Source organism: Pseudoalteromonas sp. Z9A4, assembly GCF_011378845.1.
In the GTDB taxonomy this organism is placed as follows: domain Bacteria; phylum Pseudomonadota; class Gammaproteobacteria; order Enterobacterales; family Alteromonadaceae; genus Pseudoalteromonas; species Pseudoalteromonas arctica.
In genome coordinates this window covers 23967-46081 of record NZ_WTLA01000001.1, presented here as the reverse complement: position 1 = coordinate 46081, position 22115 = coordinate 23967, and the positions used below count along the sequence as shown (strand labels likewise).

Annotated in this window: 19 protein-coding genes; 16 read left to right on the top strand and 3 right to left on the bottom strand. The window is 39.6% G+C overall.

Features of this window, described 5'->3' with window-relative positions; translation table 11 throughout:
* Positions 1-180 precede the first annotated feature (180 nt).
* The 6 genes from GQR54_RS00165 to GQR54_RS00140 are packed head-to-tail and all read left to right on the top strand — an operon-like array spanning position 181 to position 7435.
* The gene (locus GQR54_RS00165) at positions 181-789 is read left to right on the top strand and encodes a PilZ domain-containing protein (protein WP_166376163.1); all 609 of its coding nucleotides are present in this window, start codon (positions 181-183) and stop codon (positions 787-789) included.
* Positions 790-846: 57 nt separating this feature from the next.
* Positions 847-1902: an agmatine deiminase family protein gene (locus tag GQR54_RS00160; protein WP_166376162.1), complete on the top strand. Its 1056-nt coding sequence runs from the start codon at positions 847-849 to the stop codon at positions 1900-1902.
* A complete protein-coding gene (locus tag GQR54_RS00155; RefSeq protein ID WP_166376161.1) occupies positions 1899-2792 on the top strand; it encodes a carbon-nitrogen hydrolase in 894 nt (297 codons plus the stop codon). The genes GQR54_RS00160 and GQR54_RS00155 overlap by 4 nt, the downstream gene beginning before the upstream one ends.
* 59 nt (positions 2793-2851) lie before the next feature.
* The gene (gene mfd / locus GQR54_RS00150) at positions 2852-6325 is read left to right on the top strand and encodes a transcription-repair coupling factor (protein ID WP_166376160.1); all 3474 of its coding nucleotides are present in this window, start codon (positions 2852-2854) and stop codon (positions 6323-6325) included.
* Positions 6325-7161 (top strand): peptidoglycan binding protein CsiV, encoded by an 837-nt coding sequence (locus tag GQR54_RS00145; protein ID WP_165722269.1) that lies wholly within the window; start codon positions 6325-6327, stop codon positions 7159-7161. The genes mfd and GQR54_RS00145 overlap by 1 nt, the downstream gene beginning before the upstream one ends.
* Positions 7162-7180: 19 nt before the next feature.
* Positions 7181-7435 (top strand): hypothetical protein, encoded by a 255-nt coding sequence (locus GQR54_RS00140; protein ID WP_007585664.1) that lies wholly within the window; start codon positions 7181-7183, stop codon positions 7433-7435.
* A 49-nt stretch (positions 7436-7484) separates the two neighbouring features.
* On the opposite strand, the gene GQR54_RS00135 is transcribed toward GQR54_RS00140, so the two are convergent.
* From GQR54_RS00135 to GQR54_RS00125, 3 genes are all read right to left on the bottom strand, one after another.
* Entirely contained in the window at positions 7485-8837 is a 1353-nt protein-coding gene (locus GQR54_RS00135; RefSeq protein ID WP_007585662.1) for a hypothetical protein, read from the bottom strand.
* A 107-nt stretch (positions 8838-8944) separates the two neighbouring features.
* Positions 8945-11635 (bottom strand): TonB-dependent receptor, encoded by a 2691-nt coding sequence (locus GQR54_RS00130; RefSeq protein WP_166376159.1) that lies wholly within the window; start codon positions 11633-11635, stop codon positions 8945-8947.
* Between the two features lie 625 nt (positions 11636-12260).
* A complete protein-coding gene (locus GQR54_RS00125; protein WP_166376158.1) occupies positions 12261-12686 on the bottom strand; it encodes a hypothetical protein in 426 nt (141 codons plus the stop codon).
* A gap of 339 nt (positions 12687-13025) precedes the next feature.
* Between GQR54_RS00125 and ccoN the strand changes: the two genes are divergently transcribed.
* The 10 genes from ccoN to uspE all read left to right on the top strand — a co-directional run bounded on the left by ccoN (position 13026) and on the right by uspE (position 22056).
* Positions 13026-14459: a cytochrome-c oxidase, cbb3-type subunit I gene (gene ccoN, locus GQR54_RS00120; protein WP_024594372.1), complete on the top strand. Its 1434-nt coding sequence runs from the start codon at positions 13026-13028 to the stop codon at positions 14457-14459.
* Between the two features lie 12 nt (positions 14460-14471).
* Positions 14472-15146, top strand: coding sequence for a cytochrome-c oxidase, cbb3-type subunit II (gene ccoO / locus GQR54_RS00115; protein WP_024599141.1), 675 nt, complete (start codon positions 14472-14474; stop codon positions 15144-15146).
* A gap of 5 nt (positions 15147-15151) precedes the next feature.
* On the top strand, positions 15152-15337 hold the full coding sequence (locus GQR54_RS00110) for a cbb3-type cytochrome c oxidase subunit 3 (protein WP_010554061.1): 186 nt from the start codon (positions 15152-15154) through the stop codon (positions 15335-15337).
* Positions 15334-16368 carry a cytochrome-c oxidase, cbb3-type subunit III gene (ccoP, locus tag GQR54_RS00105; RefSeq protein WP_166376157.1) on the top strand — a complete coding sequence of 345 codons (1035 nt, stop codon included), beginning with the start codon at positions 15334-15336 and terminating at the stop codon, positions 16366-16368. Before GQR54_RS00110 ends, ccoP begins: the two co-directional genes overlap by 4 nt.
* Positions 16369-16517: 149 nt before the next feature.
* Entirely contained in the window at positions 16518-17009 is a 492-nt protein-coding gene (locus tag GQR54_RS00100; protein ID WP_010554059.1) for a FixH family protein, read from the top strand.
* An 8-nt stretch (positions 17010-17017) separates the two neighbouring features.
* A complete protein-coding gene (locus GQR54_RS00095) occupies positions 17018-19393 on the top strand; it encodes a heavy metal translocating P-type ATPase (RefSeq protein ID WP_166376156.1) in 2376 nt (791 codons plus the stop codon).
* Positions 19390-19557 carry a cbb3-type cytochrome oxidase assembly protein CcoS gene (gene ccoS / locus GQR54_RS00090; protein ID WP_121954920.1) on the top strand — a complete coding sequence of 56 codons (168 nt, stop codon included), beginning with the start codon at positions 19390-19392 and terminating at the stop codon, positions 19555-19557. Before GQR54_RS00095 ends, ccoS begins: the two co-directional genes overlap by 4 nt.
* Positions 19550-20221, top strand: coding sequence for a sulfite exporter TauE/SafE family protein (locus GQR54_RS00085; RefSeq protein ID WP_007585638.1), 672 nt, complete (start codon positions 19550-19552; stop codon positions 20219-20221). The genes ccoS and GQR54_RS00085 overlap by 8 nt, the downstream gene beginning before the upstream one ends.
* Before the next feature lie 67 nt (positions 20222-20288).
* Positions 20289-21026 carry an FNR family transcription factor gene (locus GQR54_RS00080; protein ID WP_007585636.1) on the top strand — a complete coding sequence of 246 codons (738 nt, stop codon included), beginning with the start codon at positions 20289-20291 and terminating at the stop codon, positions 21024-21026.
* A 103-nt stretch (positions 21027-21129) separates the two neighbouring features.
* A complete protein-coding gene (gene uspE, locus GQR54_RS00075; protein ID WP_166376155.1) occupies positions 21130-22056 on the top strand; it encodes a universal stress protein UspE in 927 nt (308 codons plus the stop codon).
* Positions 22057-22115 lie beyond the last annotated feature (59 nt).

Here is a 22115-nt window from a genome sequence, read left to right as displayed (position 1 = left end):
GATGACATTGGCCGCTTTTTTATAACTACCCCTAAATATGTCTTAGTGTATTTATTTTCATAATCAGTATGTTAAAAATTGAATGTAAACAAAGCATTTAGCCCACTATGAGTTATTTTATCTGCTAGCAATTTAGTACTCACAACGCTACTATTAAATAAATACGTGGTGGAGAACATAATGAATAGTGAAAGATTAGGTGAGTTTGAGCAGTACTTTCAAATTAATGAAAGTATAAGAGTGAATTTATTCGCCGTATCGAACGGACAAGTTCCTAAATCGCAGCTTGAGCTAGAAGACGATATCCCCCCACTATTTAGATTAGCAAATGAAGTAAGTGAACTTGAGCAAAGCTCGTTACGACCACTGCGTAACTTGGGCGATATAGCACAAGAGCTAGCTACATTTTTACAAGCGCAGTCACGTAAAATAGATTTAATAATGAGCCATATTTTGGCCTCAGAACAAGCCCAAGATAATGCAATACAATGTGATAGCTACGGCGGTGGCGGTATTCGCTTTACATCACCCGAAGTACACTCAATTGGCCAAGCATTTAGAACAAAACTGTTTTTGCACCACGAAGCCTCTGCGGTTTATTGTTACACCGAAGTTGTGGCAGTAGAAAAACAAGATAACGAACATTATCAATACACCATGCTCTTTACCGCAATTAGAACCACTGACCAAGAACTTATTGTTAGAGCAAGTTTACATGCTCAAACCCGCCAACTTAAAAAACGTCAAGAACTTGATCAAAACCAAGCCAACCTAAACAGTGATAATTAGCTGACATCTTTATGTAAAATGCTAAACTAGCGTCATCTTAATTAGTATATAAAATTCATGAACTTTAGACTTTTACCAGAATGGGCCGAGCAAGACGCTGTTATGCTTACATGGCCTCATAAAGACACAGATTGGGCTGATAATTTAGCACGTGTAGAACCTGTATATATTGAGCTTGCTAAGCATATAACAACGCAGCAACAGCTTGTTATTGTGGCGCATAACAGTGCCTTAAAAATGCATATTACAGCATTGCTAAATAGCGCTGACATTTCTCTTAATCGTGTTCATTTTGTAGTAACGCCTACCAACGATACCTGGGCGCGCGATCATGGCCCGCTTACTTGCGCCGCTATTGATTCACCAGAGCAACTAAAAGTATATGATTTTACTTTCAATGGTTGGGGCAATAAATTTGAAAGCGCATTAGACAATCAAATTAATCGTACTTTGGTAAAAGAGCTAAGTAGCATAAACAACCAATATCAAGCGCTCGATATGGTACTTGAAGGTGGCGGTATTGAAATAAACGAGCATGGTGTGTTGCTAACAACCAGCGAATGTTTGCTTAACAAAAACCGTAACCCAGATTTAAACCCTGCTGACATAGAAGTACTTTTAAAAGAGCACTTGGGCGCAACACATTTTTTATGGGTTGATCATGGCTATTTAGCCGGTGATGACACCGACAGCCACATTGATACCTTAGTGCGCTTTGCTCCAAATAATACCCTTGTATATGTGCAGTGTGACGATAAAACTGATGAGCACTTTAGCGCACTTGATGCAATGGAAAAACAACTAAAAACCTTTAAAACTGCCGATAACACCCCATATAACTTAATTGAGTTACCGTGGCCAAAAGCCGCTTATGACGATGAGCAAACACGCTTACCGGCTACCTACGCTAACTACTTAATTATTAATAATGCTGTGCTTGTGCCAACGTATAATGATGCCAATGATGAACGTGCTCTAGCACAAGTTCAAAAAGCATACCCACAACACACTATTATTGGCGTTAATTGCCAACCAATAATTGAACAATTTGGCAGCCTGCACTGTATTACAATGCAATTACCTCGTGGATTTTTAGCTGGAGCAGCACAATGACAAGCCCTGCAAAATTAACCGTTGCGTTAGTGCAACAAAGCAATACCGATAACGCTCAGCACAATATGGCAAAATCAATGAGTGCCATTCGTGAAGCCGCTCAAAAAGGTGCAAAACTGGTTGTACTTCAAGAGCTACACCGAAGCCTCTATTTTTGCCAAACCGAAAACGTTGACGTATTTGATTTAGCCGAAACCATTCCAGGCCCTAGCAGTAACGCCTTAGGTGAGCTTGCTAAAGAGCTAAGCATTGTTATTGTCGCTTCTTTATTTGAAAAACGCGCTACGGGCCTTTATCACAATACTGCGGTTGTATTAGAGCAAGACGGCAGTATAGCAGGTAAATACCGCAAAATGCATATTCCTGATGACCCTGGTTTTTACGAAAAATTTTATTTTACCCCTGGTGATATCGGTTTTGAGCCTATTCAAACCTCGGTGGGTAAATTAGGCGTGCTAGTATGTTGGGATCAATGGTTTCCTGAAGCTGCCCGCTTAATGGCAATGGCAGGCGCTGAAGTGTTAATTTACCCAACCGCTATTGGTTGGGATACTAACGACGACATTGCTGAGCAAACTCGTCAAAAAGATGCGTGGGTTATTAGTCAGCGTGCCCATGCTGTTGCCAATGGTGTACCAGTAATTAGCTGTAACCGTGTCGGCCATGAAAGTGACCCAAGTGCGCAAAGCGATGGTATTGCGTTTTGGGGGAATTCGTTCATTGCAGGCCCACAAGGTGAATTATTAGCAGAGGCTAATAATACTGATGAGCAAATTTTAGTGGTTGAAATTGATCAAAAACGCTCAGAAAACGTAAGACGTATTTGGCCTTTCTTGCGTGACCGACGAATTGATCACTATAAAGACCTAACAAAAATATACCGAGACTAAGTAATCTTAACTCAAGATGGCTCTTACTTGCTAAGAGCCAACTATAAATGGAGTAATAAATGGCGTTTGAGCAATGGGCAGCCTTGCCTTGGGTAAAATCTCATAAAGATAAAATTCAATGGGGCCAGCTAAGCGGAAGTGGTTTAAGTATTGCCATTGCTGAAGGCGTTAAACAACAAGACAACTTAGTCTTGATTGTTACGCCTGATACACCAAGCGCACTGCGCCTTGAAACAGAATTAGAATATTTATTACCCGATAACCCAGTAATGGTATTTCCTGATTGGGAAACTCTGCCATACGATCACTTTTCTCCCCATCAAGATATTATTTCAGCCCGTTTAGCCACTTTAAATACCTTAAAAAAAGAACAACAAAGTGTGTTAATTGTGCCTGTATCTACCTTAATGTTGCGCACAGCCCCGGCCTCGTTTATTTATGGTTCAACAATAAACTTTAAAGTGGGCGACAAGCTAGACACACATAACTTTCGTGACAACTTAGAGCAAGCTGGTTATTTAAATGTTCAACAAGTAATGGAGCACGGCGAATACGCTATACGCGGCTCTATCGTTGACTTATACCCAATGGGTAGCCCGCATCCATTTAGACTCGACTTTTTTGATGACGAACTCGATACCATTCGCTTATTTGATGTAGAAACGCAGCGTTCTGATGAAAAAGTAGATAAAATTGAGCTACTTCCAGCGCATGAATTTCCTACTAACGACGCTGATATTGAACGTTTTAGAATAAGCTACCGCGAAAAATTTGGTGCAAGTTCGCAGCAAGATTCTGTATACATGCAAGTAAGCAAAGGTAACTGGCCTGCCGGTATCGAATACTACATGCCGTTGTTTTTTGAAAAGCTAGCAACTATTTTTGACTACTTGCCAGATACGACAACTGTTATGCAGCTGGGTGATTTAGAGCACGCGGCAGACACCTTTTGGCACGATGTAAATGTACGCTATGAGAACCGCAGAGTTGACCCACTTCGTCCATTACTTGAACCCAATGCGCTTTATCAGCCTATTGAAGAGCTGTTTTCTAATTTAGGCAATTTTGCACGTATTCGTTTATCCCTTGCAAAGCTTGGTACTAAAGCGGGCAATAAAAACTTAAGCGTTAGCGAGCTGCCTGCTATTCGAATTGATCATAAGCAGCATGAACCTTATGCCGCGTTTATAAATTATGTAGCAGAGCAAAAAAAGAAAAAAGGCCGCATATTACTCAGTGTTGAATCGGACGGTCGTCGCGAATCATTACTGAGCATTTTAAAACCCAGCGGTTTAAAATTTAAAGAATTTGAAACACTCGAACAATTTACAAAAAGCGCGAGTGATGTAGGTTTAATAGTAAGCCCGCTTGAACAAAGTGTAGTACTTGGTACTAAACCAAGCCTTTCTATTATTACCGAGCAAGAACTCCTAGGCATTAAAGTATCTCAGCGCAGACGCCGCAAGCACAAGTACGAAGCCAGCCAAGATGCGCTAATCCGGAATTTAGCTGAGCTTAAAGAAGGCCAACCTATTGTGCATCTCGACCATGGTGTTGGGCGTTACCAAGGTTTGCAAACAATTGATGCTGCAGGTGTAATTACTGAGTTTGTTACCATCACATATGCAAGTGAAGCTAAATTGTACGTGCCAGTGTCTGCACTGCATATGCTTAGCCGCTACTCGGGTGGCGAAGAAGCCAGCGCCCCGCTGCATAAGCTTGGCTCAGATGCATGGGAAAAAGCTAAAAAACGAGCGGCTGAAAAAGTCCGCGATGTTGCCGCCGAATTACTTGATATTTATGCTCAGCGCCAAGCAAAACCCGGTAATAAATTTACCCTAGATGCCCCTGCATATCGCCAATTTAGCGATAGCTTCCCGTTTGAAGAAACTGACGATCAGCGTAATGCCATAGAAGCGGTATTAGGGGATATGCAATCAAAGCAAGCCATGGACCGCTTAGTGTGTGGTGACGTAGGCTTTGGTAAAACAGAAGTGGCCATGCGTGCTGCTTTTGTAGCGGTTAACGATGATAAGCAGGTAGCCATTTTAGTGCCTACCACCTTGCTGGCTCAGCAGCACTTTGAAAACTTTAAAGACCGCTTTGCTGATTTTCCTATTGAAGTAGGTGTACTTTCGCGCTTTAACTCCACTAAAGAGCAAAAAGACACGCTTGAAAAAATGGCGAACGGTAAGCTCGATATAGTTATTGGCACACATAAACTTATTCAGCATGACATTAAATTTAACGATTTAGGCTTACTCATTGTTGATGAAGAGCATCGCTTTGGTGTTCGCCAAAAAGAGAAAATTAAAGCTCTGCGTGCCGATGTAGACATACTCACACTAACTGCAACGCCAATACCGCGTACACTTAACATGGCCATGAGCGGAATGCGCGATTTATCAATAATCGCAACGCCACCGGCTAAACGTTTAGCGGTAAAAACCTTTGTACGCCAACGCGATGTAGAACTAATACGCGAAGCTGTACTACGTGAAATTAAACGTGGTGGCCAAGTTTACTTTTTGCATAACAATGTGGAAACTATTGACCGTGTTGCGCAAGAAATTAGTGAATGGGTGCCTGAAGCAAGCGTCACCTCAGCCCATGGTCAAATGCGCGAGCAAGAGCTTGAGCAAATAATGACTGACTTTTATCATCAAAAATACAACGTGCTGGTATGTACCACGATTATTGAGACCGGTATTGATGTACCGACAGCCAATACCATTATTATGGATAGAGCAGATAAACTTGGCCTTGCGCAATTACACCAATTACGTGGACGAGTTGGTCGAAGCCATCATCAAGCGTATGCCTATTTACTCACAGGTGACCCTAAAGCACTCTCTAAAGACGCGAGTAAACGCTTACAAGCAATCGAATCGTTGGAAGATTTAGGTGCGGGTTTTGCTCTCGCTACACACGATTTAGAAATTCGTGGCGCCGGTGAGTTACTTGGCGACGATCAATCAGGTCAAATGCAAACAATCGGCTTTAGTTTGTACATGGAAATGCTTGAGCAAGCCGTAAATGCGCTACGTGAAGGAAAAGAGCCAACGCTTGAAAATCTACTTAAAAAACAAACCGAAGTAGATTTAAAACTGGCTGCACTATTACCTGATGATTACATACACGATGTTAATGCACGCCTAGGTATGTACAAGCGAGTTGCTAGTTGTGCTAACCTTGATGATATGGATGAACTACAGGTAGAACTTATAGACCGCTTTGGTTTACTGCCTGATGCCGCTAAAAACCTATTTAGCCTACAACTATTAAAAATGCAGGCAAGTAATTTAGGGATAACAAAAATTGAGGCAAATCCAAAAGGTGGTTACTTTGAGTTTAGCCAAGATACTAAGGTTAACCCTAGCTTCATCATTGGTTTGATACAAAGTGCGCCTAAGGTGTACAAAATGGATGGCGCAAATAAACTGCGCTTTGCAATTAGTGAAGCTAACGCTCGCGAACGCTTAAAAATGGTCACTGCAATGATTGCAGATTTCGAAAAAAAGGTTAGCCATTAATGTTGCTAAAAAAATCGCTAGTTATTTTATGCTGCTTGTTTAGCAGCACTGCATTTGCAGAACGCTGGTTTGAGGTTGAGGTGCTTGTATTTAAGCAGCGCCCTGCTCCGTATTTGCAAGAAGATTTTACACTTAAGCACAAAGCTATTGAGGATAAAAACTCTCTAGATTTAATGACCCCTCTTTATACAGAGCAAGCAATGCAAGCCTGTATAGATGGTGATGAGCGTTTTCAAAAACGCTCTTTTACCGATTCATTAGTTAATTCAAACCCACAATCGGGTGTATGCGGTGACAGTACAAACTACCTACAAAGCTACGATGAGCTACCTGTAACACCTCTAGCACCCGCTAAAGATGATATGCAGCAAACTTATTTATTAGCGCCAGAACAACTGCAATTTAAAGCGCAGTACCGACAGCTAGATCGCAAAGGATTAACACCTATTCTACATACTGGCTGGCGCTTTGAAGGCGCAAGTAAATCGCGTGCTCCAAGTATGCATTTAATAGCAGGTAAACACCTTAAAAGTGATTCCAACGTAACCCCTAGCTATTCAAATCCTGATTTTGTAAGTTTATTAAACTCACAACCTGAACTGTTTAACGACCCAAACCAATCAAAAGCAGAATGGGAACTAGACGGTTTATTTAAAATACACTTACGACATTATTTATATATTACGGCTAATTTTGATATTAGCCAAAAACTAGAAAATGGTGATATAGAGTCAGCCCGTTTTTCTCAGTTTAGACGTGTAATAAGTGGTGAAGTACATTACTTTGACCACCCACGAATGGGCATGATCGTCCAAATCAGAAAATTCAAACATTAATACTAAGTAGGATATAACAATGAAAAAACTCCTTATCATCGCAGCTACATTAAGCCTTGCGGCTTGTTCTAAGGTAAGCCTTGAAAGTTACGAAAAAATCAAAGTAGGTATGGATAAGACTGAAGTTGAAACCATTTTGGGAAGTGCAGATAATTGTGTTGAAAAAACACTGCATACTAATTGTGTGTGGGGCGACGAAGCAAAAAATATCGAGATCACGCTAGTATCAAACAAAGTAACTTTATATAGTAAACATGGTTTAGCTAATAAATAAATTTAAAAAAGGGACTGATTTTATCAGTCCCTTTTTTAATTACTAAAATTCATTTTTTGGAGTAGATAAGCTCAATATTAACGATTTTACTACGATTTAACGTTATTTTATAGCGTTGGTAGAGTGTTCTATCTTCCTCAGTTAGCACAAGCACCATGTTAAGTTGATAGCGCCGTTCAACCGCCTGCTTAGAAATTTTATTACTATCTAAATGATATAACTTCCCTTCACCACGCTTTAAATAACGCGCAAATGGTGCAAGACTAAATTGCAGTGTTTGTTGCAGTGTATCGTAACCGGGTAAAAATTCTTTTGCACTAACACGTGTCTCACTTGCAAAGTGTAACCACTGCGCGGCTTGTTTATTTTGCTGACGACGCTTTGAAAAAATAGATCTAACTTCTTTAGGTATTTTTTTAAAGCGTGTGTATTCAAGCCAAATTAGCTGACTCGCTATTTTGTCTTTGGTAATACTATTTTTAAAACTAAATCGCCACTTAGGTCGCCCTTGTACAATAGCTCGCCAGATCATACGTGTAATGTCTTCTTTAAATATTTCACGTAGCCCGTAAATAACCCCTAAAATTAAAATAAGCGTCGCGGTGACTTCAGTAAACGTTGAGCGGGCATTAAGTATCACAACCATCACAAATGCCATGATAACAGCTGTTACAGTGCCTTTAACTAATCGTTTAAGGTAGCTGTTAAGAAAACGCGTTTGGCGCTGTAATATAACGCCATGCTCAATTAAACGTTGTAACAAGCGCATTTTATTTGTTATTCGATTTGCGTCTTGCATGGTGGTTTCAGAATTGTAGCTTTTCTCTGCTCGGTACGTATTTTCGTTTTTACAAAACTGCAGTAAATCGTTACGCTCTTTTGCATAATCGCTACTACGTGGGCCTTCATCTAAAAGCTTTAAAAATGATTGCTCAACATGCCAACTTAAATAGTTGTCAGCATTGGTAAAAAATGGAAGTAGTTTTTCGTCATCTGGCGTGTAGCGACGCAGCTTTTTTAAAAGTCCTTCACTTTGTTCATATACTTCGTTAGCGCGTTTATAAAAGTCTTCTGCTTCATCAATTTTTAACGCGTCTTTAATGTCGGCATCAAGGGCTAAACGCACTTGGTAACAAAATAAATTAAGGTTTTGACGGTAATCTTGCTGCTCACCTTTGTTTTTACTAACAAAACGGCTTCGTACTAATGGCAAGTGTATATTGTTAGCATTGTAGGCTAAATGCGATTTAAAGTGGTTATTAAAGTAAGATTCTTCGGTAAGCGTTTGCGGATTAATCCCCATTTCATTAGGGATAGAAAAATACAGATCTATGCGCTGTTCAGAACGAGGAGTTAGCTCTGGTTCAATGACAAAAGATAAGTTTTCATCTTGTTTTAACAATCAGTTCTCCTTCTAAAATATCGTTTTAGTGTACTTGTCTCCTTTGTTTTGTTCAATAAAAAAGGCTCAGTAAATACTGAGCCTTAATACGATTAATGTGCTAGTTATTATAGTTTAATATTAATACCAGCAAATAAACGGCGACCTAATGTGTCATAAGTGTACGGATCAGTATTTGAATCGTAATTACCTGTGTAATACGGAGGCTCTTTATCAAACATGTTATTAATACCAGCAGAGACAGTTACTAAGTCATTAACCATGTAAGAACCACTAATATCATGATACACAATTGATGGTGTCGTTGGTGCAACACATTCACTCTGATCAAGTCTACAAGTAAAGCTATCCATCCCAGCAACGTAACGTGCTTCGTAAGTAGCATCCCAGCTATCACCACTTACTGTTAAGTGAAGATTTGATTTAATGTCAGCATAGCCACCGCTACCATTTGTAATGTAACCTTGATAGTCAATTACAGCACCTGTATCAACAACATATTCATCTAAATACGTTGTATCTAAGCCTGCTTTCCAAGCTAAACCTAACGCATCAAATGAATACTTTAAGTTTAAATCTATGCCTGATGTTTTCTCTGAACCGATATTGCGTAACTGGTTATTAAATACAATTCGACCATCTGTACGTACAAAAGCACCTGTATTTTCACATAGTGTAGTCCCAGTACCATTAGGGTCAATACACTGATCTACAACAAATTGACTTGTGTAGGTGCTAATAGCGTTTTCGATTTCAATATCGTAGTAATCTACAGTCATTGAAAAACCATCAAGCCATTGTGGTTCGTACACAACACCGAACGTTAGTGTATCTGCTTCTTCAGGTGTTAAAGCAGCATTCCCACCAACTGTTACTTCTGCTTGGTCATCAGCACCAGGGTAAGTAACGCCATCATAAGATATTGCTTTACCAGAATATAGCTCATCTACTGTAGGTGCACGGAAAGCCGTTGAGCGAACACCACGTAGCATTAGTTCGTCATTTACGCGCCAAGTTAGACCTAGCTTCCAAGTATTATCTGAACCAAATGTGCTGTAGTCAAACGCACGTATTGCAGCACTTAATTCAACACTTTCAGCAAAAGGAGCATCAGCCAATAATGGTATTGCAAATTCTACATATGCTTCATCTACATTGAAACCACCACTTGTTGGATCAATACGAGGGTCGTTACCTAGGCCTTGTGCAGCTATTGAATCTGGATCCTGCCATGCTTTTTCTTGACGGTGCTCAACACCTGCAGCAAACGCAGCATAGCCAGCTGGTAACTCGAACATTTCGCCTGAAAGAGAGCCTGATACAATAAATAACTGACTTCCACCTGATTCTTGCTCTTTGTAAATATATTGACTTACGTTAGATTGAGCCCAATCAGCTTCGCTTAAAGGATTGAATGTTCCAGCTTCTACATCTGCTGTTAGAGACGAAACATTATGAAGATTATCTGTTTTACTTACAGAGTCATTACGACCGAAGTTAGCTGAAATATCCCAAGAGTAATCATCAATTACACCTTCGGCACCAACTACAATACGAACAGTATCAACTGTTTGAGAATAATTGCGTGTACCGCTTTCACTCATTCTACGACGGTAGCTAATTGGATCACCAGCAGCATAGTTTGTAGCTGTTGTCACATACTGACCATCAGCTCCCTTCACGAATGCGTTATTTGCAACTTCGCGCTTGTCGTAGGTTTGTCCTAACAGACTGTCACCCATAGTGCTTGGGTCGTAATCAAATGCAAAGTTAATTGGTTGCGGTGCTAACTGCTGCTCTGACCAACGCTTAGTGTAAGTGAATTCACTAAAAAAGCTTGTGTCATCAGATATTTCATAAGTTCCAAGACCTGTAATATTTAATCTGTTCATTGGTGTGTATAAGTAACTGCTACTTGCGTAGTTATATGCATCGGCAGCTGTTGTGTAACGATGTAAACTCCCACCTAATCCGCTCAAGCCACTATCATTAGCAACTCCAGTTTGTTCAATTTCATTTTTTTTATTCAAAATGGGTGCAGTCACGTTGCTTTGAATATGACCACCTTCACTGAATGAAGAGCCACCACAATATAAACCGTTTTCATCTTCAAGTATTGGACAGCTTGAGAAATCACGATTACTTTGGCTTGCTTCACCACGATTTGTATATTGTGCACCAAAGACAATATTACCTTTGTCAAATGAAGTACCCACTGTAAAGTCAATAGAGTTTTCAGTTGCATCGTGCTTTGATGTCATTGCAGTGTTTACGTTTAAATCAAGGCCTTCAAAATCATTCTTCAGAATAATATTTACAACACCAGCAACAGCATCTGTACCATATACGGCTGAAGCGCCGTCTTTAAGTACTTCAATTTGCTTGATCATTGAAACTGGTATCGTATTTAAATCAACAGTAGATGCTGCGCCAGTACCTGAATTGATCATACGACGGCCGTTTACAAGTACCAAAGTACGTGCTGAGCCTAAACCGCGTAAGTTAATAGATGCATTACCACCTGAACCATTGTTAACGCCAGGATTAGTCATTGCACCGCCAGCGGCGGTCATTTGCTGAAGCACACTATCAACTGATGTAGCGCCGGAAGCTCTGATCTCATCAGCACCAATTAGTGTAACTGGGCTAGCGGTTTCCATGTCAGAACGCTTAATACGAGAACCCGTTACTTGAATTTTTTCGATTGATTTCGCAGCTTCGTCTGCCGCTAAAACTTGCACACTTGAGAACATTGGGATCGCTGCAATGACAGCTAAACCAAGAGTTGATTTTTTCATGAAAGAACCCTACTTGTTGAAATTTACCTTTATTGGTAATGCTCACTTGTTATAAGAATAGTGAGTCAGGCGGGCAACTTAGGCGCCTTTAACTGAACGAAAACTTAATAACTGCTTACTTTGTATGCTTCAACAAAATAGAACATCTTTATTAGGAACATACGTTACAACTTGTTTCATTGTTAACTAGAAAATACACTTTAGTATCAATCAACTAATGATATCTAGACACTTAAAAAACACACCTGAAATCAAACTGGCTTACTTTGTAATTAAATGTAATCAACTGGATTGCGTACCAAGTTTGAATAAATTAACAAGTTAATCACAGCACATTATTAAAACCGCAAAACTAAATGTTAATTACTAACCCTATTTATGCATGTTTAGTGCTTGAATAGTCTTGTTTAGCTACTTTAGGAGGTTTTTTGATTAGATTTTCACTCAGTCATAATTAAAATTGAACTTTTTGAGATAAATTGGGCATTATTAGTATTTTGACAGGTGACACAATTTAAGGAGGCAATTAATTGATCTTGTTGCTCTAATAATCGTATGAATAGCAAACATCAATTCTCGTTAGAAAAGTGAGCTGTACCGAAGGAATCAGTCGGTAGGAGTAAATCTAATACGTTACATAAAAAGAGTAATTTAGTGTTTGTATTAAAGAGGTTGTATTATCTTTGACTGTTAGCTCTAAATTCCAGAGCATATTTTGCTCAGAACAAATGCCAACCATGGTATCACTTTGCCACAGGCCATTATGTTTTTTAAATTGCTGAGGAATGTAACCCATATACATAGTAATGCCTTTAAGCTTGGCATCTTCAATTGTAAGGTTTGTTGGTAAATCACTAAAAATAGTAAATGGAGTTTCGGGAGAAAGGGTTTTCTCGCTTAACCATACTTTAACATCATTTGAAAAAGTACACGGTAAATTGACTTCGCACTGGGCGTTTTTAAGAAATTTTTCATCTGTATTTTTAGAAAAATCACACGCTGTTAATAAAAAAAACACCGCCGTGAATAAACTTAACCTATATATAAGCATAACAATTTCGCACTAAAAAAAAGCAAATACTAATAATCGCGACTGCAAATAACAAGTGCGAGTGTTACTATTAGACCAAATAAGGCACAAACTGTATCAAAAAATAAACAACAAGCTCACAAACATTGATTGATGTCATAATTTTATGTAATTGACCTATCTTTTTTAGGCCAAAAAATTTATCATTTCACCCGCAAAAAATAAGGGTTTCTCAAGTTTTTTTTCTGAAGCTTTCATGTATTGAAAGTTTTAGATAACACGCTTGAGAAAATAGTAGGCCCCACTTTTAAAGGTGGGTAATTCATTTCTAAACGCATTTATTGCAGCGGAAGCCAGAAAATGAGCCAAACAGTAGCATCACAAACTGAGTATAACTATAAGGTTGTACGCCAATTCGCTATTATGACAGTGATTTGGGGCATCGTTGGCATGAGTATTGGGGTTCTGATTGCTGCCCAATTAGCTTGGCCAGCACTTAACTTTGATACACCATGGTTAACTTACTCTCGACTACGTCCGTTACACACGAACGCAGTAATTTTCGCATTTGGTACCAGTGCACTTTTTGCGACGTCTTATTACGTCGTACAACGTACTTGTCAAACGCGTCTTTTCTCAGACAAACTTGCCGCCTTTTCTTTTTGGGGTTGGCAGCTAGTTATTGTATTAGCTGTAATAACGCTACCTTTAGGTATTACTAGCTCAAAAGAATATGCAGAACTTGAATGGCCAATCGATATTTTAATCGCTGTGGTTTGGATTGTTTACGCAGTTGTATTCTTTGGTACTTTAATCAAGCGTAAAGTGTCGCATATTTATGTTGCTAACTGGTTCTACGCTGGCTTTATTATTACTGTTGCAGTCCTTCATATTGTAAACAGTATGGCAGTGCCTGTGTCGTTAACTAAATCATACTCAATCTATGCAGGTGCGGTAGATGCGATGGTTCAGTGGTGGTATGGTCATAACGCTGTAGGCTTCCTACTAACTGCTGGTTTCTTGGGTATGATGTATTACTTTGTACCAAAACAAGCAGGTCGTCCGGTGTATTCATACCGTTTATCGGTAGTTCACTTTTGGGCTTTAATTTCATTATATATCTGGGCTGGTCCTCATCACCTTCACTACACAGCGCTTCCTGATTGGACGCAAAGTTTAGGTATGGTTATGTCTATTATCCTATTCGTACCGTCTTGGGGTGGTATGATTAACGGTATTATGACGCTATCTGGCGCGTGGCATAAACTACGTACCGACCCAGTACTGCGTTTCTTAGTTGTTTCATTGTCTTTCTACGGTATGTCTACGTTTGAAGGTCCTATGATGGCAATTAAATCTGTAAATGCGTTATCTCACTACACAGATTGGACAATCGGCCACGTACACTCAGGTGCGCTAGGTTGGGTTGCTATGATTTCAATTGGTGCTATTTATCACTTAATTCCTGCATTATTCGCGCAAGGTCGTATGTATAGCGTTAAATTGGTTAATACCCACTTCTGGTTACACACTGTAGGTGTTGTTTTATACATTGTTGCAATGTGGATTTCAGGTGTAATGCAAGGTCTAATGTGGCGCGCAGTAAATGCTGACGGTACATTGATGTATAGCTTTGTGCAGTCTTTAGAAGCGTCGCATCCTTTCTATATTATGCGCTTTGTAGGCGGTGTATTCATCGTAACAGGTATGTTAGTTATGGCTTATAACGTTTACCGTACTATTTCAGCTGAGAAAGAATCTCTGAAACTAGACGCGCAAGCACAATTAGCATAACGGAGTGAGATGATGAGCAAGAAAAATTCACAAAACAAACATGAAATAGTAGAAAAGAACGTTGGCCTTATGGCTATTCTGACTGTTTTTGCTATTAGCTTTGGCGCGTTAGTTGAGATCACTCCGCTAATGTTCCAAGACGATACAACTAAGCCTGTAGAAGGTTTACGCCCTCTTAACGCTTTAGAAATGGAAGGCCGCGACCTTTACGTGCGTGAAGGTTGTTCTAACTGTCACTCGCAAATGATTCGTCCTTTTCGTGATGAAGTTGAACGTTATGGTCACTACTCTGTAGCCGGTGAATCTGTTTGGGATCATCCGTTTTTATGGGGTTCTAAACGTACTGGTCCTGACTTAGCTCGTGTTGGTAAGCGTTACTCAGATGATTGGCACTATGCTCACTTAGTTGATCCACGTGCAGTGGTTCCTGAGTCGAACATGCCAGGCTTTCCTTGGTTAGCAGAGAATACGGTTGATACCAGCCTCACTCTGAAAAAACTACAAATTTTCCGTGATACTTTTGCTATTAACCCAGAAAACCCTAAACATCCGGGTCTAGGTTATGGCAGCGACGAAGAGCTTCAAGCTGATGTTGATAAAGTTAATGCTATGAATGACGGCAAAGGCGCAACAGAAATACAAGCTCTCATCGCGTATTTACAGCAACTTGGCACCCACTTGAAGTAAAAATTATGGATTACGGAACATACAGAGGCATTTTGACTCTGGTAATTTTAGTATTGTTTATTGTGATTGTTGCATGGGCATATAGCAAGCGAAGCAAAACTCGTTTTGACAGCGCCGCTAATGCCATTTTCGAAGATGAAAAAAAACATGACAACACACTCTCTAACGAGGAAAAGGAGTCTGAAAAATGACTAGCTTTTGGAGTATTTGGGTTATTGTATTAACCCTTGCATGCTTATGCATCATTTTTGGCCTGTTAGTTTGGAACTTAAAAAACTACGCTGGCGTAAAAGAAGGTGAAAGCTGTGGACATGAATTTGACGGCATTGAAGAGCTAAATAATCCACTACCTAAATGGTGGACTTACATGTTTTTCGCAACCTTTATTTGGTCTGTATACTATCTTGCGGCTTACCCGGGTTTAGGTAACTGGGAAGGTTTTGGTAAATGGACGAGCTCTAATCAAGGTATTACGTCTTTAGCTGAATCTAAAAAAGCAGTTGCAGAGGCAAAAGCGGATGGTCGCTTTGTAAAACTTGATAAAGAGTACGAAGCTGCAGAAGAGCGCTTTGGTCCTATTTTTAATAAACTTGCACAAGTACCCGTTTTAGATTTAGTTAATTCTAAATTTGAAGGTGATGCAGCGCAGCAAGTAGCACTTGATAATGATAATAAACATGAGCAAACAGATGGCCAAGTAGCCATTGAAATTGGTCAGCGTTTATTCTCACAAAACTGTGCGCAATGTCATGGCTCTGATGCACGTGGTGGTACTGGCTTCCCTAACCTAACTGATAAAGATTGGTTATATGGCGGAACACCTGACAAAATTAAAGAAACACTTCTTTATGGTCGTATTGCAGCAATGCCAGCTTGGGGTCCTGCTCTTGGCGAACAAGGCGTTAAAGAAATGACAGCACATGTGCTGAGCCTTTCTGGTCGTACTGTTAACCAAAAAGACGCAGACGCAGGCGCTGCTAAGTTTGCAATGTGTGCCGCATGTCATGGTGCTGACGGTAAAGGGTCGGTTGCACATAACCTACCGTTTGGCGCGCCTAACCTGACTGATAACATTTGGTTATATGGTGGTTCTCAACGTGCTGTTGAAGAAACGCTTAACCACGGCCGTGCCGGTGTAATGCCTGCATGGAAAGACATTTTAGGTGAAGATAAGATTCACTTATTAACTGCCTATGTTTACAGTTTATCGCAAGATAAATAAGCACGCGGTTAATAAAATGTTTATAAATTAATTTATTTAATTCAATAGATTAATCCAGATCAAAAAAGCCTCCACTGTGAGGCTTTTTTTTAGTCTTTTACGTATAATTCCTATAAAATAACGCTTCCTAAACTTACTTTAGAGACACTATGCAACCTACTCCGTGGTATAAAAATTTTTGGCCTTGGTTTTTAATCTTTTTTCCGTTAGTTGCCATTATTGGCTGTATTAGCTTATTTATTACAGCAATAGGTAACGGCCCAGACATGGTTGTTGACGACTACTATAAAAAAGGTAAAGCAATAAACTTAGAACTGACTAAGTTTGAAAAAGCAAAGGCACTTTATTTACATGGCGAGTTAAATGTAACTAACGAACGTGTAAGCTTTAAATTTACAAAAGGCGACAGCAGCAATGTGCATGTGTTAAAACTCTCGTTTTACCATCGCACCATAAAAGCACACGACTTTGAAGCAACACTTACTCCTAATGCCAATCAAGAATTTACTGCATTACTTAATGAGTATACACAAGGCGCCTACTCAGTCTTTATTGAGCCAATAGATGGCAGTTGGAAAATGAAAGAAAATATAACGTTACCAACTGAACAAACCGTTTTAGTTACTCCTAATTATAAGTAGTAATAACTATGTCTAACTCTTGTTTTCATTGCCTTGAGAGTGTGCCAAATGGATTTAGTGCCAGCGTTATAATTGACGACAAAGCCCAGCCAATGTGTTGCATTGGCTGCCAAGCTGTTGCACAAAACATTGTTGACCAAGGTATGACCGATTACTACAAATACCGCACCGTACGTGCCGGTAAAGTAGAACAGCTAGTACCTGAGCAACTCGCATTTATAAAAAGTTATGACAACGAAGACATTCAAGACGAATTTATAGCCACTAACGATAATATCTCAGAGGTATTATTGAGCGTTGAGGGTATAACCTGCGCAGCGTGTGCGTGGCTTATCGAAAAACAACTCTTAAATTTAACCTCAGTTAAGCGTGTTGATGTAAATACATCGACCAACCGCGCGATGATTCAATGGGATAAAACCAGCACCCCGTTGAGTGAGGTTATTACTTCCTTAGCTAAAATTGGTTATAAAGCCTACCCATTTCAATCAGATATTGAAGCTCAGCAAAAACAACAAACTGCCAAAGCCTATATTCGGCGCTTAGGTGTTGCAGGCTTAATGACCATGCAAGTAATGATGTTTGCGTTCGCCATGTACTTTGGCATGTTTTCAGGCATGGACAGTAACTTTGAGCAGTATTTTAGATGGATCAGCTTGGTACTGGCCTCTCCGGTTATTTTATATAGCGCACTGCCCTTTTTAACCAGTGCTATAAATGGATTAAAAGCAAAACAGCTCAATATGGATTTACCCGTATCACTGGCTATTTTTGGCGCATTTGGTGCAAGTTGTTACGCCACATTTATGCAAGTCGGCGAAGTGTATTTTGAATCTGTATGCATGTTTACCTTTTTACTGTTATTAGGTAAATATCTTGAATTTAGAGCGCGTTTAAAAGCGAGCGAATTTACTGCCAACTTACAAAAACTACTGCCATTAACAGCGCGTACCATTAACGAAAGTGGTGACGAGCTTATAATTGCGGCTAAAAAACTAAAACTTAATGACGTAGTACTTATTAAAGCGGGTGAAACGATTCCTGCCGATGGCGAACTTATTAAAGGCAAAACCACGGTTGATGAGTCTATGATGACCGGTGAACATAAACCCGTAACTAAATTTATTGGTCACAATGTCTATGCTGGTTGCGTTAACCACGACGGCGTTATTGAAATAAAAATCAATAAAATTGGCCAAAATACACTTTTAAATCAAATTATACGCCTACAACACAACGCACTCACTAAGCGGCCTAAGCTGGTTGAAATTACTGATAAAGTAGCACAGTGGTTTATTGCGTGTTTACTCATATTTGCTTCGCTTACTGCTATTGGTTGGTACCAAATTGATCCTGAACACGCATTTTGGATCACTATTTCGGTTTTAGTTGCTACCTGCCCGTGTGCCCTGAGTTTAGCCATACCTACCGCGCTCACATGTGCAGTGGCAACGCTTACCCGCAAAGGCGTATTAATAAAACAAGCGCATGTGCTCGAAACGCTCTCACAAATTACTTTATTTGCATTTGATAAAACAGGCACACTTACGCAAGGTAAATTTAGCCTTGATGAAGTAGATATAATCGATAAACAGTATACAAAAGCTCAAGTGCTAGATATGGCAGCCATGCTAGAGCGTTATTCTGAGCACCCTATCGCCAGTGCATTTGATGAGTTTACGCCAGCTCACCGCAGTCTTAATAACGTTGAAGTACACCCAGGGCTGGGAATTAGCGCACAAGATGCAACTAATCATTACGCAATTGGTAAAAGTGGTTGGTTTAATTGCAAAAAATCGAATGCACAAGCGAGCTTGTATATAAATAAGCAAGTTGTTGCACGCTTTTACTTTGTTGATAAAGTAAAAAGCGATGCTAAAAAGCTTATAGACTCACTTCAATCGCAAAACTTAACGTGTCACATGTTAACCGGTGACGCGTCAGATGCTGGGCAAAAAGTATCAAAGCAACTTAAACTTGAAAGTGTGCAATTTGGATGTTCTCCACAAGATAAACAAACCGCCGTTGAGCAATGGTCTTCACAAAATGAAGTCGTTGCAATGGTAGGTGATGGTGTAAACGACAGCCCGGTATTTGCTAGTGCGCACTTATCTATTGCTATGGAAACCGGTGCAGACATATCAAAAAATAGCGCCGATGTAGTGCTTCTTAATAGCGATTTAGCCTCCATTGGTCACTTACTTAATGTAGCAAAACAAACCAGACGTATTATTAAGCAAAATCTTGCGCTGTCTTTATTGTATAATGCTTCAATATTACCACTGGCAGCGTTGGGCTTAGTTGCTCCTTGGATGGCTGTTATTGGCATGTCTGCCAGCTCAATTATTGTGATTAGTAATTCACTAAGGCTATTAAAGTTATGAGCATAATTTACATTTTGATCCCTATCGCCATTTTATTCGTCATTATTGCTATTGGTGTTTTCTTTTGGGCAGTGAAAAGCGAGCAGTTTTCGGATTTAAACAAGCAAGGTCATAGTATTTTGTTTGAAGATGACAAAGAGCAACATAAAAAAAGTAATGATTGACCCTCTTTATACCAGCGCTTTTTTAATGGGGCTAATAGGTAGCGGTCATTGCATTGCTATGTGTGGCGGTATTGCAAGCTCATTACAACTAGCAAGTGACAAACGTAAAACATTTACCTATTCATTTGCTTATAATATTGGACGTGCACTAAGCTATATGGCTGCTGGCGCACTTGTTGCTGGTATTAGCAGCCAATTTGCAAGGCAAAACACCTCCTTCTCTTTAGTACTTTCGTTCATTGCAGCTATTTTTATGCTCCTCGTTGGCGTGTATATAATGCGCTTGGGCCCTACTTTGCAATGGTTAGAGAAAATTGGTAAAACCTTGGTGTGGCAACACATTGTTAAACTAAATAAATATTTAATGCCTATTAACTCTCCTTTTAAAGCCCTAGGTTATGGTGCTTTGTGGGGATGGCTGCCTTGTGGGCTTGTATACTCAGCGCTTACATGGGCGATGACCAGCCCAAGTGCCCTTGACGGTGCCTTAGTTATGCTTTGCTTTGCTTTGGGTACTTTTCCCGCGATGATCACATTAGGCATTACCGCGCAAAAACTAAATACTATTATTAACCATCCATGGACCCGAATTGTATTAGGCAGTGTTATAATTTGGTATGGTATCTACTTATTGATTATTGCAACTGACAAACTGGTACATTAATCTATTCGCATTATTAACCTTTAAGGTTATTTTGCAGTCGTGTATAAAAATTTAAACGGATTAAATTATGGATTTCTCTCAAAGTCGCGCTAAAGGTAATTGTGCTATTAGCTGTAATAACTGCAGTATTAGTCAATTGTGTTTGCCATTTTCACTCAATGGCCAAGAAATGGACAAGCTTGACGAAATTATTGAGCGAAAAAAACCACTCCATAAAGGCGACTATCTATTTGAATCAGGTGCACCTTTACAGGCTATTTATGCGGTTCGTTCTGGTTCATTTAAATCGTACACGTTATCGGAGCGAGGTGATGAGCAAATTACCGGCTTTCATTTAGCGGGCGACCTAGTTGGTTTTGACGCAATAAGTAAAATGACTCATCCCAGTTTTTCGCAAGCACTTGAAACGTCAATGGTGTGCGAAATCCCATTCGATACTCTTGATGAACTATCAGGAAAATTACCAAAACTTCGCCAACAAATAATGCGTTTAATGAGTAGCGAGATTACTTACGATCAAGAAATGCTGTTATTACTCAATAAAAAATCAGCAGAGGAACGCTTAGCTAGTTTTATTTATAACTTGTCGGAGCGTTTTGGTGAGCGTGGTTTTTCGCGTAAGGAATTTAGATTTACGATGACTCGCGGTGAAATAGGCAATTACTTAGGCCTAACAGTAGAAACCATTAGTCGTTTATTGAGTCGTTTTCAAAAAGCTGACTTAATTAAAGTAGAGGGTAAATTTATTACAATTTTAGATAATGATGCCTTGGCTAAAACAGCGGCGATAGTTAAGCCTCGCTAAATTAAATAGTTTGATTTAGAACAACAATTTATATGCTACCCCTTTAACTGTTTTATATTTACGTTACACTAAATGTACACCCGTTAGGTAAATGGAGTAGCATATGAACACTATTAAACGCATTATTGCGGTTATTGACCCCACCAAAGATGATCAACACGGTTTAGCACGTTCAATAGATTTAGCTAAAAAATCTGGCGCAAGTATTACCGCCTTTATGACGGTTTACGACTTCTCTTACGAAATGACAACTATGCTATCTGGCGATGAACGCGAAGCAATGCGCGATGCCGTACTAAAAGATCGCCAGCTATGGCTAAACGATTTAGTTTCCCCTTACAAAGATATAAATATTGAAACCCAAGTGGTTTGGCATAATCGCCCTTACGAAGCCATAATCGATACTGTAATTGATCAAAAGTACGATTTAGTAATTAAAGGCACACATCAACATGGTGCACTTAAATCAGTTATTTTTACCCCGACCGATTGGCACTTAGTACGCAAATGCCCAGCCCCGGTATTATTTGTAAAAGAAATGGCATGGCCAGCAAACGGTAATATTTTAGCTGCTGTAAATGCGGTTAGTGAAAACGAAGAACATGTAGCACTTAATAAACGCGTTATTAAAGACGCACAATATTTATGTGAACTTGCCAACGCAAAACTTAATTTAGTTAATGCCTACCCTGCAACTCCTATTAATATTGCCATCGAAATTCCTGAGTTTAACCCAGGACTTTATAACGAATCAGTTAAAAAGCATCATCATGAATCAACCAATGCACTTGCTGCAGAGTTTAATTTAAACCCAGAGCAATGTTTTATTGAAGAAGGCCTGCCAGAGGATGTAATCCCTGATGTAGCGAAGCGGTTAAATAGCGAATTAGTTGTTATTGGTACTGTAGGCCGCACGGGCTTAAGTGCCGCTCTTGTAGGTAATACAGCAGAGCATGTAATTGATAGCCTAGACTGTGATGTACTGGCACTCAAACCCGATGGTTACGTGAGCCCTATGGCAAAGGATTAATTTTAAGCTTTATGTGCAAGTTATAAGCGAGTTATTTTTACGTGTTAATAAGGCATGTT